Genomic DNA, 16,248 nt, shown 5'->3' with positions numbered 1-16,248 from the left:
CGCACTGTGGTATCAAGCCCATCGCCAAGGGCCCGGCCTGTGGAGCTGCCCGCTGCCCCTCGCCTATGGAACCGCCCGCAGCCCCTCCTGGTCCCCCACCCGGCCCGCATAGCGCCTTTTGGTCTCTGTCGGCGTTTCCCCAAAAAACTCCCGATACCGCCCTGAAAACCGTCCCCAGTGGAAAAAGCCCCAATCCAGGGCAATGTCCGAGATGCGGCGCCCACTTTCGACGGACTCGATAATATTCCGCCGCGCGCCATCAAGACGGCGTGCCACGAGTATTTTGTCCAAAGAGGCACCGAAAACCGCTTTCCAGGCTTGCCTCAGGTCCGAAGCATCCAGGTTCAAGTCATTCGCGATGCCTGACACCGTGGCCAGTTCACCCGGACGATCCCCCAGCCAATCCCGGGACAGACGGACCACCTTCCCGCTCCGATCTTCGCGCTGTCCTATCCAGTCGGTGTGCAACTCGTGGGCACCGATGCGATCGAGGATCAATTCGGGAAGCAAGCCGTCCAGACCGTTCCCATCCTCATCTCCCTCCCCTTGGGTTTGGCGTCCTCCTCGCTCATAGAAGGCCATCAGGGACATCAGCCAGTCGACCATGTCCCGAACGTCCACGGGATTATGACCGCACTTCAAAGCCCCCCTTTCTGGTAAAGCCAGTCTGGGCACGCGGGAGCGATCCACCATAACCATCAGCACGTCGCTACCTTCAGGACATACCCCGTGATAGGACCAGGATGACCCCAGACCAAAGGACCCGCCTGTCAGGTCCAGCTCCCCCCGGTAGACGCCGCTTCTGGAGGGAATACAAAAATAGGTCAGCATATCTCCCGGCGCGGTTTCCATCACCTCCACAGCGACGTTCATCCTCTCGCGCACGACAGTCATTCCCGGGAACCGCAAGATATCCAACCGCCCCTCGAAGGGCCCCGGAGACAACTGCACATAATGCTGTTGCCAGCCAGGAATTGCGGCTTCGTGAAAGGCGATATCCTGAAAGGTCCGCGCTCCGTAACGGAATCCTTGGGGCGCCAAGGCCTGCATCATCGATCCAATCTTTCTCTCGTCAACATTCTCGCCCCCCATGACCTTCACCCTATTGCGGTGCGAAGCCGACCAGCAAGACAAAATAGGCCAATATATATTCGCAAAAAAATAACGAGAATTTTTTAATCACCTTAATCGCTTCACCTGGATAGAGCGGGCGACCAAGAGTGGATAGGGTTCCGGGGAATGGTGAATTACGGAGACCTGTCCCATGCGATTTTCTCGCGTTTCTATGGCCTTGTTGCTCAGCACTGCGCTCATCCCCCCGGCGCTCGCCCAAAGCGACAAGGAGTTCGTCCCCGAAAAGGTTACGGTCCAAGAGAGGATCAATCCGGGCCCAAACGTCTTTGTTCTGGACCAGTCCTGGAACGGGGCGAGCAGCCTGAATGTCCTGTCCGCCGATGATCTGTCCACCAAGGGCAATATGAGCATCGGTCTGGTTAGCCAGGTGACTATGAGCCCGGACCGCAAGACCGCCTACTTCGCGTCCATCTATCCGGAACGGATCATGCGCGGCCCCGTCCATGCGACCCTTGAGGAATTCGACGTCGACACCCTGACGGTTCGACGGGAAATCCCCCTTCTCGACAAAATGGCCGAGGTCTCCCCTTCCGATAGCCTCCTGACGCTCAGCGCGGATGGCGCTTTCATGTTCGTCGCGAACGCGACACCGGCCTCCTCCGTTTCGGTGGTCGACCTGTCCGCAGGCGCCATTGTTTCGGAGGTTCCCATCCCCGGCTGTTGGTCCATGTACCCCACCACAGAAGGTGCCGGTTTCACGACACTGTGCGGTGACGGCACCTTGCAGACCGTCACCATCGGCGCCGATGGGTCCGCAGCCAAGACCACGAAAAGCGAGAAGATCTTCGACCCCGACACAGACCCCCTGTTTATCCAGGGCGTCCGGGCCGGCAACGACCTGATTTTCATGTCTTTCAATGGCAACATCTATCGTATCGCCGACGGAGAAGAGGCGCCGATCCTGGTCGACAAATATTCCATCGTCGATGGCATCGACGGAAGCTGGGCTCCCGGTGGTGTGGAGATCATGGCCTATAACAAGGCCCATGACGTGCTGTTCGTCACCATGCATTCCGACGCTGCGGAGGGATCCCACAAGGATCCGGCCACGGAAGTCTGGGCCATCACCTTGGCGGACAAGACTGTCCAATACCGCTCGGTTGTCTCCGGCGTGGCATCCATCGCCGTCACCGGCGGGGATAAACCGGTCCTGTTCGGCGCGAATGACGAAGACGGCGTGGTCACCCGCTACGACGTCGATCCAGAGGCCAAGTTCGCCGCCAAGCTGACCGAAACAGCCGAAGACGTCGGGTCCTTCATCCCCTTGGTGATCGCCGAGCCATGACAGATATCCACCGGATCCTGGCCATCGCGGCAGTAACCGCCTCTACCCTTCTGGCCCTTGTCTTCCTTCGGGCGGCTTGGCACAAGGCGAGCGATCTGACCCGATTCTCCGGCTTCCTGGATGGCTATGGCCTGGTACCGGAGACCCTGGTGGAACCGGCGGCCCGTCTTCTGCTTGGACTGGAAGGTGCCGCCGTGCTCCTTCTCGTCATGCCCTGGACAGCGAAAATCGGCAGCCTTTTGGCCATGGCTTTGCTGCTGCTTTACGCCCTGGCCATCGGCCTTTCCCTGGCGCGGGGCCGTCGGACCATCGACTGCGGCTGCGGCGGAGCCAGCCAACCCTTATCCGCTGCCCTGCCGGTCCGCAATCTGGTGCTTTGTGTCATAGCCACCCTCCCCTTGGCCGTCGAAACACCCGTTCTCTCCCTGGGGGAAGCGGCTGCGGCCATTCCCGCAGGGTTCATGCTCTTCCTCTTATTCCTGGTCGTCGATCAGTTGCTGGCCAATGACAGCCATGCTCGCCTGATCAACGATACGCTCACCGGGAAAGGCAATACTCCATGACCGTTCTTGGTTTCACCGTCGTCATCCTTTGGATCGTCGTTCTCGTTCTGGCAGCGGTGATTTTCGCCCTCGCCCGGCAGATTGGCGTTCTCTACGAGCGCATCTCGCCGGTTGGGGCCCTCGTCAACGAATCCGGACCGAAAATCGGCGAGTCCTCGCCGGTCTTCACCCTCCCCAACCTCACCGGCAAGCCGGTGATCCTCGGCAAACCCGGGTCCCGGTCGACATTGGTGTTCTTCCTGTCCACCACCTGTCCGATCTGCAAGAAGATGCTGCCGGTCCTGAAGTCCATGCGCAGCAGCGAAGGGGCATGGTTGGACGTCATCCTCGCCAGTGACGGCGACGAGGACAAGCACCGCAGCCTGATTGAAAAGGCCGATCTGAAAGACTTCCCCTACGTCCTGTCTGCGGATCTGGGCATCACCTATCGGGTCGCCCGCCTTCCCTTCGCGGTTCTGTTGAACCCGGACGGCGTCGTCTCGGCCAAAGGCCTCGTCAACAACCGGGAACAGTTGGAAAGCCTCTTCAACGCCACAGAAACCGGGCACGCCTCCATCCAAGGCTTTCTGGAGGCCAAAGGAATCGGAGCCGCCCACGGCGCCTGATCTCCTCTCCCCTCCCCAGATGATCTCTCCACAAAACGGAGTTTCCATGATGCTTACCGTTATCGACCGCCTGATGTCCCTTTTGGATAAGACCGCAGAAGCCAGCACCCGGGCCACGGCCCGGACCCATGGACGGCGCAGCTTCCTGGCCAAGGCCGGAACGATGATCGTCGGCGGCACCCTGTTGCCCATGCTGCCCTTCGACCGATCCATGGGAGCCGCCCTGGCCGCAGAGGGCGAAGCCGACGAGACCGACTGTTCCTATTGGCGCTATTGCGCCTTGGATGGCAACCTGTGCAACACCTCCGGCGGCACCACCACCTCCTGCCCTCCGGGCTCCAGCGCCTCCAAGGTTGCCTGGGTCGGCACTTGCAAGAATCCCGACGACGGCAAGGATTACCTCGTCTCCTATAACGACTGCTGTGGCAAGACCTCCGTCAATTCCTCAACGTTCTGCTTCACCAGCGAAGGGGAACGGCCGGGTTATCGCATGGGGCTGCACAACGACATCAACTGGTGCATGGCCAACGATGACAAGGGCTACCACTGTACGGTGGCCGTCCTTGTGGGGCTCGCCGATGAATAAAAGGAAGACGTCCATTGCCACCCGGCTCCTGAAGGGAGCCGGTTTTCCCTGTGCAACCCTGGTCGCCCTCTCGACCCTTTTATCCCTGCCGGCCTCCGCCGAGACCAACGCCTCTGGCAAAGCGCACTTCACCGAAACCTGCGCGCCCTGCCACGGCGAAGGAGGCATCGGCATACCAGGCCTCGCCCCTCCCCTGGTGGATCCCCCCTTATGGTCGGGATTGGGGGACAAGGCGCCACACTATTTCGCGGGCGTGGTCTCCAACGGTATGAGTGGAAAGATCTCGGTGCTCGGCCAGGATTACATCGGTCTGGTGATGCCCTCCCAGGCGGAGGTGCCCGATACCGACCTCGCAGCCATCGGCGCCTACGTGCTGCAAGACTTGAACGGCCTGTCCGTCGCCCCCGATGAGGCCATGATCAGCGCCGCCAAGGCCAGCCCCACCAGCCACAAGGCGCTCCGGTCGCTCCGCGCCGAAGCGGTCCCCAAATGACCTCCCTCGCCCTCCAATGGAGATCTTGACCATGTTTTCTCCCCTGCCCCGCCCCCTGTCGATTTTGGCAAAGGGCCTCGGACTTGGATTGGTCTTGGGGCTTTTCGTCGGACAATCAGCGGCCTGGGCGGAACGGGGCCCCCGCGCCAACTACCTGCTGCGCTGTTCGGGCTGTCACGGCCAGGATGGAACCGGCCTCGTCAAAGCTGGCATCCCCCCCTTCCCCAATTTTGTCGCGCCTTTGATCGCCGACGATGAGGGGCGGACCTATGTGATGCATGTTCCCGGAGTGGTCGCCTCCGGCTTGACCGACTCGGAAATCGCCTCTGTCATGAACTACGTCTCTGACACCTGGGGAACCGGAGACAAGGCAGCCCATTTCACGGTGGAAGAAGTAACCGAACGCCGCGCCCGTCCCGTTCCGGATATCGTCACCTACCGCCGGGCGATCGTGAAGCGCCTCGGCAAAGAAGGGATCGAACTGGCCGAGTATCCCTGGCCCTAATCCTTGCAGGGGCTCCGATCCCGCGCCATCTGAGAAGGACGCATTGGAGGCCCCAAGCGGTCGCCAGCGCGTCCTTTTTTGTCACTGCGGGAGACGCGCCTTGCGCCCACGTCCTTCTTCTCCGTCCCAGACCATCAGCACCGTCCTTCTGGAGGCCCTCGCCTCCCGTGGCGCAACCGAGATCTTTGGTATTCCCGGGGATTTCGCCCTACCCTTCTTCCGGGTGATCGAGGCCAGCGGCACCCTTCCCCTCCATACCCTGAGCCATGAACCCGGCGTCGGCTTCGCTGCAGACGCCGCAGCCCGCTGGGGCGGCGGCACCGGTCTGGGTGTGGCCGTGGTGACCTATGGGGCCGGAGCCCTGAACATGATCAACCCGGTCGCCGGGGCCTGGTCGGAGAAATCGCCTCTGGTGGTCATTTCCGGCGCGCCGGGGGTGGAGGAATCCAAAAGCGGCTTCCTGCTGCTACACCACCAAGCCAAAACCCTGGATAGCCAGTGGCAGATGTTCGAGGAAATCACCTGCGCCCGCGCCCGCCTGGACGATCCTGCCACCGCCCCCCGGGAGATCGCCCGGGTGCTCGACGCCTGCCGAACCCAGTCCCGCCCGGTCTACATCGAAGTCCCCCGGGATAGGGTGGATACCCCCTGTGACCCCGTGCCCCCGCCGGTCCAAACCCAAGCCGATCCCGACGCCGTCGAGGCCGCCGCACGGGAGGTCTTGAAGCGCCTGAAGGACGCCCGCTCCCCGGCCCTGCTGGTCGGAGTCGAAGCCCGTCGCCAGGGTGTTGAGGCCGAGGTCTCCGACCTGGCCCGCCGCCTGGATCTTCCCGTGGCCACGACCTTCATGGGGCGAGGCCTCCTCAGTCAGGAAGGCAGCACCGGTGCCGCCCCCCGCTGCCTGATCGGCACCTACCTGGGGCTCGCCGGACGGCCAGAGGTGCGAGAGCTGATCGAAGACTCCGACGGGCTGTTGATGCTTGGCGTTATCCTGTCCGACACCAACTTTGGCGTATCGGGCAAGCGCATCGACCTGAGACATGCCATGCTCGCCGCCGATGGCCGCCTGTCCATGGGCTTCCACGCCTATGCCGATATCCCCCTCAAGGATCTGGTCCAGGCTTTGACCCGGCTTGCGGAGTCCTTCCCCGAGCCCAAGGGCGGACTCCCCCGCCCTCCGGATCTGCCCCGGGACCTTATGGCCGATGATGGGGCCATCGGCCCCATGGACATCGCTGCGGCGGTCAATGACCTGTTCCGAGAGCGGGGCGCCATGCCCATCGCCTCGGACATGGGGGATTGCCTGTTTACCGCATTAGACATGGCCCAGACGCCCCTGGTGGCACCCGGCTATTACGCGACCATGGGCTTTGGCGTGCCCGCAGGCCTGGGTATCCAGGCGGCCAGCGGACGGAGGACCTTGATTCTGGTGGGGGATGGCGCCTTCCAGATGACCGGATGGGAGCTGGGCAACTGCGCCCGCTACGGCTGGGACCCCATCGTCATCGTCTTCAACAATGCCAGTTGGGAAATGCTCCGCACTTTCCAACCGGAGGGGAGTTACAACAACCTTGAGGATTGGCGGTTCGCCGATCTGGCCAAGGCCATGGGCGGTGTGGGCACCCGATGCCAAACCCGGGCGGACCTCAAGGCCGCCCTGACCCGGGCCGCAGACGAACCCGGTCGCTTCCATCTGATCGAAGCCATGCTGGAACGGGGAGCCATTTCGGACACGCTTGCGCGCTTTGTCGGCACCATCAAGGGGCGGAACACACCCGCGCCGGAGTCACCATGACCGACCTCCCCCCACCGGGAATCACCGTCCGCCCCGCCACGCCCGAGGACGAAGCCCTGTTGTGGGAGTTCCTCGCGCTGGCCGCCTATAGCGACGACCTTGCCCACCTCAAGCGTCAGCCCATTGCTGCCCGTCATGTGGAAGGATGGGGCTTGGGGCGGCAGACTGATTTCGGAGTGATCGCCTTGGGCAAAGACGGGGTGGCCCTGGGCGCCTGCTGGAGCCGTTGGCTTGATCCGCAGACCTCTCCCTATCCGGAGATCCAGGCCCGGGCGCCGGATCTGGCCCTGGCGGTGCGGGCCGAGGCCCGGGGAATCGGGCTCGGGGAAGGTTTGGTCCGCGCCCAGCTCGCCATGGGATTGGAGAGGCACCCACCGGTCACCGGCCAATGCCTGAATGTCCGCGCGACAAATGCCGCCCGGCGGATCTATGAAAGGGTGGGGTTCCGGGTCGTGCCCGGGGCGGAGATCCCGAACCTGGGGGGCGGGACCTCCTTGGTCATGGAATGGCGATGGGACGGCTCTCCCCCATCTCCCTGATCCCCCTGGACCGGCGCCGGTCTTCTTTCCGGCGCCAAGGTTCACCGGGGAGATCAAGCCTTTTCAATACACTCCACGGGGCAGACAGGCACGCATTGGGGCTCTTTGAAAAAGCCCACGCATTCGGTGCATTTGTCCGGATCGATGACGAACAGCAGGCCATCCTGGCTGATCGCGTCATTCGGGCATTCCGGTTCGCAGGCGGCGCAGTTGATGCAGTCGTCGGTAATGGTCAGGGCCATGGGGGTCGCTCCAAAGGTCAGGCTTGCGTTCGGTCCCCGTGAACACCCGCTTCCGCAGCGTCACTGGAGGACCGCTTCCATCTCAACACGAGATCACTCTGTTCGGGTCAATTTTTCGTTGAAAAGTTGACTTGCCGTGACAGGCAATCCCTTTCCGCGTGGTCTCCAGGGGACATAAGAGGCAATCTCAGAGGAAAGCAACCCCAGGGGGATTGGCTACCGCGCTTGGCCCTGTCCTATCAGGTTTCCCGTTCCGGGAAATTGACATAAGGCAATGACCACCCCACGAATTTGCATTTAAGTGCCGATCGACCCAAAGGACCCTGTCCCTTCAGGTCGCCAGCGCGATTCCCCTCGCACCGCCCTTCTCCAAAAGGGCGAAGCAATATGGTGCGTGCAAATCCCCAAGACAAGACCCCTCCAGCGGGTATTCTTGCATTTTCATTGCGGGATCCCCTTTGGAAAGGGTATAAACAGTCTCGACTGGTCAGTCCTGATGGGGGGTCGGGCCGGCATTCATTTTAACAATGCTCGGAAGACTGATCATGGCGATATCCTCGGTATCCATCGCCCTGACGGGCTCTGGCGGTGCGGGTGTCATGACCGCCGGCCAGGTCCTGTTGGACGCGGCGGCGAAGGCTGGACTTTACGGCCTCATGGCGAAATCCCTCGGCCCCCAGATCCGTGGTGGCGAATCTGCGGCTCTGCTGCGCATCTCGAACGAACCGGTGCAATCCTCCGATGACACCTACGACCTGCTCATGGCGGTCGATTGGGGCAATATCGAACGGTTCGCTGCGGAACTGCCGCTCTCAAAAGACAGCGTCATCATTGCCGATCCCGCTCAAGGTCCCGTTCCCGACCTGATGTTGACCGCCAGCCCCCGCGTGGTGAACGTCCCACTGAAGGATCTGGCTGCCTCCGTCGAGGGCGGCCGCGTCAATATGGTCGGCCTGGGCTTGGTCGCCGAATTGATCGGCCTGCCCGAAGCCTCCATCGTGGACATCCTGGCCGACGCCCTGAAGAAAAAGGGTCCGGAAGCGCTGGAAGCCTCCAAGGCGGGGCTCCGGGCCGGTCAGAAGGCCGCGGAGTCCGTCCCCGGCATTGCCAAGCTCGATCCTCCGGGGCCCAGCGCCAAGGAGCGCTGGTCGATCAATGGCAACGAAGCCACCGGCCTGGGCGCCCTGAAGGGGGGGATCCGCTTCGTCGCGGCCTATCCGATTACCCCGGCAACCGAAATCCTGGAATGGCTGGCGCCCCAACTGCCCAAGGTCGGCGGCTGCCTGATCCAGGCGGAGGACGAACTGGCCTCCATCAACCAGATCATCGGCGGATCCTTCGGCGGTGTCCCGGCCCTGACGGCGACCTCCGGTCCGGGCCTCGCGCTGATGTCCGAAGCCCTGGGTCTGGCCGTGGCCTCGGAAACCCCGGTACTGGTCTGCAACGTCATGCGGGGCGGCCCCTCCACCGGCATTCCGACCAAGTCGGAGCAGGTGGATCTGAACATCGCCCTCTATGGCATGCACGGGGATGCGCCGCATATCGTGACCGCGCCGAACAGCATCAGCGATTGCGTGTTCACGGCCCAGTGGTCTGTCTATCTGGCCGAGGCCATGCAGACCCCGGTGATCCTGCTGTCCGATCAGGCCATGGGTCAGTCCAAGGCGATCATCGACAAGCCCGCCGACCTGGGCTTTATCGGCAAACGCCTGGCCGCCGAGGCCAATGTCGAGAACTACCAGCGCTACGCGGTCACCGCCTCGGGCATTTCCCCCATGGCCGTTCCCGGCACCCCTGGCGGCATGTACACCGCCGACGGCCTGGAGCACAGCCCGCGCGGCACCCCCTCCACCCAGGCGTCCCATCACCAGGAGCAGTTGGACAAACGTCTGCGCAAGCTGACGGACTTCGATTACGGAGACCATTGGGGCGATATCGAAGGGGAGTCCGAGACGGCGATCATCACCTGGGGATCGATCACCGACCCGACCCGGGAAGCCATTGACCGCTTGGCCGACGAAGGCGTGAGCGTCAAATTGATCAGCATCCGTTTGCTGGCCCCCGCCCTGCCGGAGAGCTTCAACGCGGCGCTGAAGGGCGTGAAGCGGGCGATGGTGGTCGAACAGAACCACTCCCGCCAGTTCTACACCTATCTGCGCAGCGTCTACGACCTGCCTGCGGATACCATCACCTACCACCGACCCGGTCCGGTCGCCATCCGGCCCTCCGAAATCGTGGAGGCCGTCAAGGCCTGGAACAAGGGAGCCTGATCCATGGATATGCAAACCGCTGAAAAGCTGACGGCCCAGGACTACCGCTCCGACCTGAAGCCCGTCTGGTGCCCAGGCTGTGGCGACTATTCGGTCATCGCCTCCATCGCCAAGGCCCTGGCCGAACTGCAGTTGCCCCGCGAGGATGTGGCCTTTATCTCGGGCATCGGCTGTTCCTCCCGCATCCCCGCCTATTCGGCGGTCTACGGGTTCCACGGCGTCCATGGCCGGGCCCTGCCCATCGCCACGGGCCTGAAGATGGCCCGCCCGGACATGACCGTGCTAGTCGCCGGTGGCGACGGTGACGGCTTCTCCATCGGTGGCAATCACTTCATGCATGCCTGCCGCCGAAACGCGGACCTGACCTATATCGTCATGGACAACAGCGTCTATGGCATGACCAAGGGCCAGGCCTCACCGACCACGGAACCGGATTGGGAGGGCTCCAAGCTGACCCCCGACGGCACCCACATCACCCCCTTCCAACCCCTGGAAATCGCCCTGTCTGCGGGTGCGAGCTTCATCAGCCGGGCCTTCTCCGGCAAGCCCGCAGAGCTGACCCGTCAGATCTGCGAAGGGGTCAATCACAAGGGGTTCTCCCTGATTCACGTCCTTTCCCCCTGCGTGACCTTCCGGCCCGAGCAACGGGCCTACAAGGACAAGGTGCACGACGAATGGCAGCCCACCGCCGATCGGACCGAAGCCTTCCAGAAGCTCATGGCTGACGACGGGTTCTCCACCGGCATCCTGTACCAGGGCACCAAGCCCCCGTTCCAACCCGAAACGGCGGCTCCGGCCTCCTTCGCGGAAATCGAGGCTCAGTTCGCCATTTGATCCGGATCGGTTTGCCTATTTCATTCAACGGGGAAAGTACAGATGAAGACGGTTGGAGAATTCCTGGCCCATGCCATCGCGTTGGAAGAGGAGTCCGCCGTGCGTTTCGACGAACTCGCCGACGCGCTGGAGGTCCACCACAACAACGATGTCACCGAGCTGTTCCGCAAGATGGCCCATTACTCGCGGCTGCACTTGGCCGAGGCCAAAGAAATGGCTGTTGGCATCGATGTGCCGCATATCAAACCCTGGGATTTCGAGTGGCCCGACGAAGAAGCCCCGGAAACCCCGGAAATGGAGGGCACCCATTACATGATGACGCCCTACCATGCCCTGGCCCTGGCTTTGGAAAGTGAAAAACGCGGTCAAAGCTTCTACCAGGGGCTGGCTGATACCCATGAAAACGACAAGCTCCGTGCCTTGGCCAAGGAGTTCGCGGAGGAAGAAGGGGAGCACGTCAAACTGCTGTCCGAGATGATCACCCGCTACCCGCCCCCCAAGGAGGGCTGGGACGAGGACATGGATCCCCCCAACGTCGCCGATTAGAGCAAATCCCGAGCAATCTGGAACAGATTGCGACGACGATTTGCTTCAATATTAGAAACTGAGAGCATGTCGCGTGAATCACATTTCACGCGACATGCTCTAAAAAACAAGACCTGGGCTCTGCCCAGACCCGCAAAGGGTCTGAGACCCTTTGATCCCACACCTTTTACAGGAATGGGGGTCCGGGGCCTCAGGCCCCGGCGGGGAGCGGGGCAGAGCCCCGTTCGGCCTCCGCCAGAGCGGAACGAGGAAAAGTGGGCACCGGTTTTCCGTGCTCATTCCACTCTCCCCATATAATTTAGATCACCTTTATGACATTTGGTCGGACAGACCCCATTTCATCGTGATCCGACGAACGAACCGTATAACGGCGGTCGGCCACAACAGCCCCCGTTCCCCACCCAGCACCCGGGGAGCCGGTGTCCAACGAAAAGGGTTCCGCATGACCGCTCTCCTCGACGGCCCCTCCCTGCCCCCGGCCAGCGGCGATCTTCCCCGCCAAATTATTGTCCTTCTCCACGGTTACGGCGCCGATGGTCATGATTTGATCGGCCTTGCCCCAACACTGGCGAACCGGTTCCCAGAGGCCATTTTCTATTCCCCGAACGCCCCCGAACCCTGCGAAGTCTGGGGAGGGGGGCGCCAATGGTTCAGTCTTGCCCAGTTCGATCCGGATCAGGCCCGGCGCGACCCGGCGACCATGGAGAGTGCCTTCGAGGACCTGGAGGCGGGAGCCTCCGCCGCCCTGCCCAGCTTAAACGCCTATCTGGATCACCTGCTGGAAGGCCATGGGCTGGAGCCCGACCGTCTGGCCCTGCTCGGGTTTTCCCAGGGGACCATGATGGCCCTGCTCGCCGGGTTGCGTCGGGAAAAATCCCTGGCCGCCATCGCCGGGTTCTCGGGTGCCCTGTTGGGGGCGTCCCATCTGGCGGAAACCATCCGGTCCCGCCCGCGAATTCACCTTATCCACGGCCTGGAAGACCCAGTGGTCCCCCCTGCCGCCTCCCACCAAGCGATGGTAGCCCTACAAACCCAGAAGGTGCAGGTGGGGCTGACAGAATGTCCCGACCTGCCCCATGCCATCGATGATCGGGGATTGTCTGCGGCGAAAGCACTCTTTTCCGAAGCCTTGACCTGAAATAACCGGCAAAACGAGCCCAGGGAGCAAAACAGAAAGGCCCCCAAGGCCAATGCGGATCAAGGATTTCCCTATGAACAGATTCTATATCCTTTTTTCCATCCATACCCTTTCGACTAGGAGCACCCTGCTTTTTATCGTACTGTAACGGGATAAGATGGCTCGGTGCCTCCCTTGAGAGAAGAAGCACCGGGTCGATGGCGCAGCAGCGATATCCCAAGCGAGGAGATAGAAACGCATGCCTCCTTCTCCCCTCCTTCCCTGGCCCAAGGCTTTGATGCGCCCTCTCAAGCGCCTCATCATTGGGGGATTGGCCTGCCTGTTGGCCGTCCTGTCCCTGCCCGCCTCCCAAGCCCGAGCAAACCACAAAGCCGAGTTGACAATATCCGGGCTGATCGACCCGCCGAATCCCCGCGTTCTGTCCATCGCCGACCTGGAAGCCCTGGGCCTGTCCAAGACGGTGACGTCAACTCCCTGGCATGACGGGCAGCACGCCTTTGAAGGGGTGTCCCTCCAGACCTTGCTGACCTACGTCGGCGCCCACGGAAAGACGATCATCGCCACCGCCCTGAACGACTTTCGAACCGAGATCCCCCTTGCGGATGCGTCCAAATGGCCGGTCATCATCGCCTACAAGGACAACGGCACGCCCATGTCCATCCGCGACAAGGGGCCGTTCTTCGTGGTTTACCCCTTTGACCTTTATAAGGGCCTGTGGCAGGAAGCCATTTTCAACCGCAGCATCTGGCAACTGAAATCCTTGGAAATCCGATGAAACGGGCAAGGATAACCGGATGGTTGGCCCGATGGCTGCCTAAATTGCTCCTTGCCTCCGGCCTCCTCCTGGTTGGGGTGCCGCCCGCTCTGGCCGATGAACAGACCCTGGAGATCATCGGACCGGACCAAACGAGTCACACCCTGGATATGTCAGAATTGGCGTCCTTCCCGCAGACGGAAATCACGACCTCCACACCCTGGACGGAAGCGGCCACCTATTCCGGCCCCCTCCTCCAAAATGTGCTGCAACACTTGGGGCTATCCATTGAGGCGATCACCGCCATTGGCGCAGATGGATACCGCGCAGGCTTTTCCTGGGCCGAGGGGGGAAAGTATCAGCCAATCCTGGCGATTGCCCGAAACGGCGCGCCCCTGCCTTTCCGCGAACAGGGCCCAATATGGCTCTTGTTCCCCTTCAATGACCAACCCGACATACAGAGTGACCCATGGTATTTCCGTGCTGTCTGGCAGGTCGTGAGACTTGAGGTGCACTAGCCATGGTGCGCTGGTCGGGTAAGCGCCTCCTGACTCTTCTCGGCATCCTCGCGTTCACGCTCTGCCTCGGCTTCGCGTTTCGTTCGGTGACGATCACCGTTGCCACCCTGCGGGAAGTCGAAAGACGAGCCGACTACAATGTCGCCTGGGCGGTCTACCAGCTCCAGACCGACTACCAACGCTTCAACAAGACCCTCTTGCCCATGCAGCTCGGCCGCATTCCCGTCGATGAGGCGGCACTCCGCCTCAACCTGTTCGCCAGCCGGGCCAATATCGCCAGCAAGGGCCATATCGGCGCTGTTCTTAAGACTCTCCCCCTTTTTCCTGAGATGCTGGCCACAATCGACGACATGATCGCCGATTTTGACGCCGCCATCGCCGATGGCACCTTCCAGTCCAGTGGCCTGTCGATCCTGGAGAAGTACGGCCACGTCGAAAGCCTCCTCAATCAGGCCGCCTCGGAAGCGGTCCGTTGGCAATCCAAACAGACCGTGGACATGCGGTCCCTTCTCTACGATCAGCAAATCACGGGCATCATTGCGACCTGCGCACTGATCGCCATCCTGCTGCTCTTCTCCGGTCTCATGGTTGCCCAGAAGGTCAAGTTGGAAAAGGCAACCCACCGCCTGACCACCCAAAACCGGGACCTGGACCAGGCGCGGGAGGAGGCGCAAAAGGCAGACCAGGCCAAATCGGCCTTCCTTGCGAATATGAGCCACGAAATCCGCACCCCCATGAACGGCGTCATCGGCATGTCCGATCTGCTGATCGGTACGCCCCTGGACCCCCTGCAAAAGCAATATGCCCAAACCATTCGAGACGCTGCAGAATCCCTTCTGGCCGTGATCAACGACATCCTTGATTTCTCGAAAATGGAGGCCGGGTGCCTCCAGATTGAGGAGCAGGACTTCGACCTGCGGGAGGTTCTGAACGGCGTTGTAGAGATCCTGTCACCCCGAGCCCTCTCCAAATCCATCGAACTGATCCGTTACGTTCCCATGGACATGCGAGGATGCTATCGCGGGGATCCCGGACGTCTGCGCCAGATCCTGCTGAATCTTGCGGGAAATGGGATCAAGTTTACGGAACAGGGGACAGTCGCAATCTTCGTATCGGCGGGCGAAGGAAACAACCGCGTTCGCTTCGAGATCCGAGATTCGGGGATCGGCATCTCTTATGACAAGAAGGACCTCCTTTTTCAGAGCTTCAGTCAGGTTGATACCTCCAGAACCCGCCGATACGAAGGGACGGGCCTGGGGCTGGCCATCAGCCGACAGCTCGTAAACCTCATGGGGGGTGAAATCGGTTGCGAAAGCCACCCTGGACAGGGAAGCACTTTCTGGTTTGAACTGCCCATGGTCCAATTACCCCTTGCTCCCCCCAAGGTCCCGCCTCCGGTCAAGACCATGCCCGACCGGTCGTCCACTCCCTTGGACCTGCTGGTGATTAGCGACAATACCGTCAGCCTGTCGACCTATGCGAAGATGCTGACCGACTGGGGGATGCGCCCGCAAACGGCAGACAGCCTGTCAGAGGGGCAAACCCTTGCCGCAGCCGGATCCTTTGACATCATCCTGATCGACACCACAGACGGCCCGGGCCACCGGCTGCCGACAGACGAGCAGATCGCGCCGTTCAAGGGGGCGATCCTCCTCGGTTTGTCGCCGGTCTCATTAGGGATCCCCGGACGGGAGGGGCAGCTCCCTCCCTTCGACCGGGTCCTCACCAAACCCTTTTCCCCGTCCACGCTCCACGACGCCATTGTTGACCTGACCCAAAGTCTCCCATCGGCACCGAAAACCGACCCAAAACCACTCCCTTCCCCCTCCCAAAGCATCCAAAACTCCGCAACACGGCGCCTACGCATCCTCGTGGCGGAGGACAACCCGATCAATCAACAGGTCGCCGTCGGCCTCCTCAACAGACTGGGTCATGAGGTTCATGTCGCCTGGAATGGACGCGAAGCGGTGGAAGCGGTACAGCAGGGCTGTCATGATCTGGTCTTCATGGACATGCAAATGCCGGAGATGGACGGTCTTGCAGCGACCCAAGCCATTCGAGACCTCCCGAACGGTCGCGCCCTCTGTATCATCGCGATGACTGCCAACGCCATGCAGGGCGACAAGGAGCGGTGCCTGAAGGCCGGCATGGATGATTACATCGCCAAACCCGTCCTGAAGGGAGCCTTGAAAGAGATCATCGCAGCCCATTTTCCCAACGACCCTTCCGGGTAGAGGACACCGACCTTTTTCAAAGACCGGCCCACCCTCCCCTTGAGGCCCCTTCCCATTCAGCCTAAAGCTTATAGGGAAATGACAGCCACATCGGATCCCTGTGGATTCATTGGCGCAAAGGGCGCAAAGGGGGGTACCGACGTGATCAAGCCGAATGCCACCCAAGGACCGACATCAGGGAAATCAACCGGATCAGGCCCCGGGGTC

General features: G+C 61.7%; 17 protein-coding genes. 15 read left to right on the top strand and 2 right to left on the bottom strand.

What is annotated here, in order from left to right:
* Nucleotides 1-63: 63 nt before the first annotated feature.
* Complete coding sequence (locus ACLIRY_RS09445; RefSeq protein WP_413205122.1) at nucleotides 64-1,053, bottom strand: helix-turn-helix domain-containing protein; 990 nt, start codon at nucleotides 1,051-1,053, stop codon at nucleotides 64-66.
* Nucleotides 1,054-1,264: 211 nt separating this feature from the next.
* Here ACLIRY_RS09445 and ACLIRY_RS09440 point away from each other — a divergent pair, with 211 nt between their 5' ends.
* From ACLIRY_RS09440 to ACLIRY_RS09405, 8 genes are all read left to right on the top strand, one after another.
* On the top strand, nucleotides 1,265-2,419 hold the full coding sequence (locus ACLIRY_RS09440; RefSeq protein WP_413205121.1) for an amine dehydrogenase large subunit: 1,155 nt from the start codon (nucleotides 1,265-1,267) through the stop codon (nucleotides 2,417-2,419).
* Nucleotides 2,416-2,982, top strand: coding sequence for a MauE/DoxX family redox-associated membrane protein (locus ACLIRY_RS09435; protein WP_413205120.1), 567 nt, complete (start codon nucleotides 2,416-2,418; stop codon nucleotides 2,980-2,982). The genes ACLIRY_RS09440 and ACLIRY_RS09435 overlap by 4 nt, the downstream gene beginning before the upstream one ends.
* Nucleotides 2,979-3,587, top strand: a complete 609-nt coding sequence (mauD, locus tag ACLIRY_RS09430; protein WP_413205119.1) for a methylamine dehydrogenase accessory protein MauD — start codon at nucleotides 2,979-2,981, stop codon at nucleotides 3,585-3,587. The genes ACLIRY_RS09435 and mauD overlap by 4 nt, the downstream gene beginning before the upstream one ends.
* Before the next feature lie 46 nt (nucleotides 3,588-3,633).
* Nucleotides 3,634-4,173 carry a methylamine dehydrogenase light chain gene (locus tag ACLIRY_RS09425; protein ID WP_413205118.1) on the top strand — a complete coding sequence of 180 codons (540 nt, stop codon included), beginning with the start codon at nucleotides 3,634-3,636 and terminating at the stop codon, nucleotides 4,171-4,173.
* Nucleotides 4,166-4,666 (top strand): c-type cytochrome, encoded by a 501-nt coding sequence (locus ACLIRY_RS09420; RefSeq protein WP_413205117.1) that lies wholly within the window; start codon nucleotides 4,166-4,168, stop codon nucleotides 4,664-4,666. Before ACLIRY_RS09425 ends, ACLIRY_RS09420 begins: the two co-directional genes overlap by 8 nt.
* Nucleotides 4,667-4,697: 31 nt before the next feature.
* On the top strand, nucleotides 4,698-5,171 hold the full coding sequence (locus tag ACLIRY_RS09415) for a c-type cytochrome (protein ID WP_413205116.1): 474 nt from the start codon (nucleotides 4,698-4,700) through the stop codon (nucleotides 5,169-5,171).
* Between the two features lie 100 nt (nucleotides 5,172-5,271).
* Entirely contained in the window at nucleotides 5,272-6,966 is a 1,695-nt protein-coding gene (gene ipdC, locus ACLIRY_RS09410; protein WP_413205115.1) for an indolepyruvate/phenylpyruvate decarboxylase, read from the top strand.
* Nucleotides 6,963-7,505 (top strand): N-acetyltransferase family protein, encoded by a 543-nt coding sequence (locus ACLIRY_RS09405; protein ID WP_413205114.1) that lies wholly within the window; start codon nucleotides 6,963-6,965, stop codon nucleotides 7,503-7,505. Before ipdC ends, ACLIRY_RS09405 begins: the two co-directional genes overlap by 4 nt.
* A gap of 53 nt (nucleotides 7,506-7,558) precedes the next feature.
* Here ACLIRY_RS09405 and ACLIRY_RS09400 read toward each other — a convergent pair whose 3' ends face one another.
* Entirely contained in the window at nucleotides 7,559-7,747 is a 189-nt protein-coding gene (locus ACLIRY_RS09400) for a YfhL family 4Fe-4S dicluster ferredoxin (protein ID WP_413205113.1), read from the bottom strand.
* Between the two features lie 545 nt (nucleotides 7,748-8,292).
* Between ACLIRY_RS09400 and ACLIRY_RS09395 the strand changes: the two genes are divergently transcribed.
* The 7 genes from ACLIRY_RS09395 (at nucleotide 8,293) to ACLIRY_RS09365 (ending at nucleotide 16,041) form a co-directional block, all read left to right on the top strand.
* Entirely contained in the window at nucleotides 8,293-10,017 is a 1,725-nt protein-coding gene (locus ACLIRY_RS09395) for a 2-oxoacid:acceptor oxidoreductase subunit alpha (protein ID WP_413205112.1), read from the top strand.
* 3 nt (nucleotides 10,018-10,020) lie between these two features.
* A complete protein-coding gene (locus tag ACLIRY_RS09390) occupies nucleotides 10,021-10,851 on the top strand; it encodes a 2-oxoacid:ferredoxin oxidoreductase subunit beta (protein WP_413205111.1) in 831 nt (276 codons plus the stop codon).
* A 42-nt stretch (nucleotides 10,852-10,893) separates the two neighbouring features.
* Nucleotides 10,894-11,397 carry a ferritin-like domain-containing protein gene (locus ACLIRY_RS09385; protein WP_413205110.1) on the top strand — a complete coding sequence of 168 codons (504 nt, stop codon included), beginning with the start codon at nucleotides 10,894-10,896 and terminating at the stop codon, nucleotides 11,395-11,397.
* A 442-nt stretch (nucleotides 11,398-11,839) separates the two neighbouring features.
* A complete protein-coding gene (locus ACLIRY_RS09380) occupies nucleotides 11,840-12,535 on the top strand; it encodes an alpha/beta hydrolase (protein ID WP_413205109.1) in 696 nt (231 codons plus the stop codon).
* 238 nt (nucleotides 12,536-12,773) lie between these two features.
* Nucleotides 12,774-13,310, top strand: a complete 537-nt coding sequence (locus tag ACLIRY_RS09375; protein WP_413205108.1) for a molybdopterin-dependent oxidoreductase — start codon at nucleotides 12,774-12,776, stop codon at nucleotides 13,308-13,310.
* Complete coding sequence (locus tag ACLIRY_RS09370; protein WP_413205107.1) at nucleotides 13,307-13,807, top strand: molybdopterin-dependent oxidoreductase; 501 nt, start codon at nucleotides 13,307-13,309, stop codon at nucleotides 13,805-13,807. Before ACLIRY_RS09375 ends, ACLIRY_RS09370 begins: the two co-directional genes overlap by 4 nt.
* A 2-nt stretch (nucleotides 13,808-13,809) precedes the next feature.
* Complete coding sequence (locus tag ACLIRY_RS09365; protein WP_413205106.1) at nucleotides 13,810-16,041, top strand: response regulator; 2,232 nt, start codon at nucleotides 13,810-13,812, stop codon at nucleotides 16,039-16,041.
* The last annotated feature ends 207 nt before the right edge of the window (nucleotides 16,042-16,248 follow it).

Origin of the sequence: Rhodospirillum sp. A1_3_36 (assembly GCF_047263945.1) — a bacterium.
In the GTDB taxonomy this organism is placed as follows: Bacteria; Pseudomonadota; Alphaproteobacteria; order Rhodospirillales; family Rhodospirillaceae; genus Rhodospirillum.
Note: the sequence above shows the minus strand (reverse complement) of the source record. Positions and strands in the feature narration are given on the sequence as shown.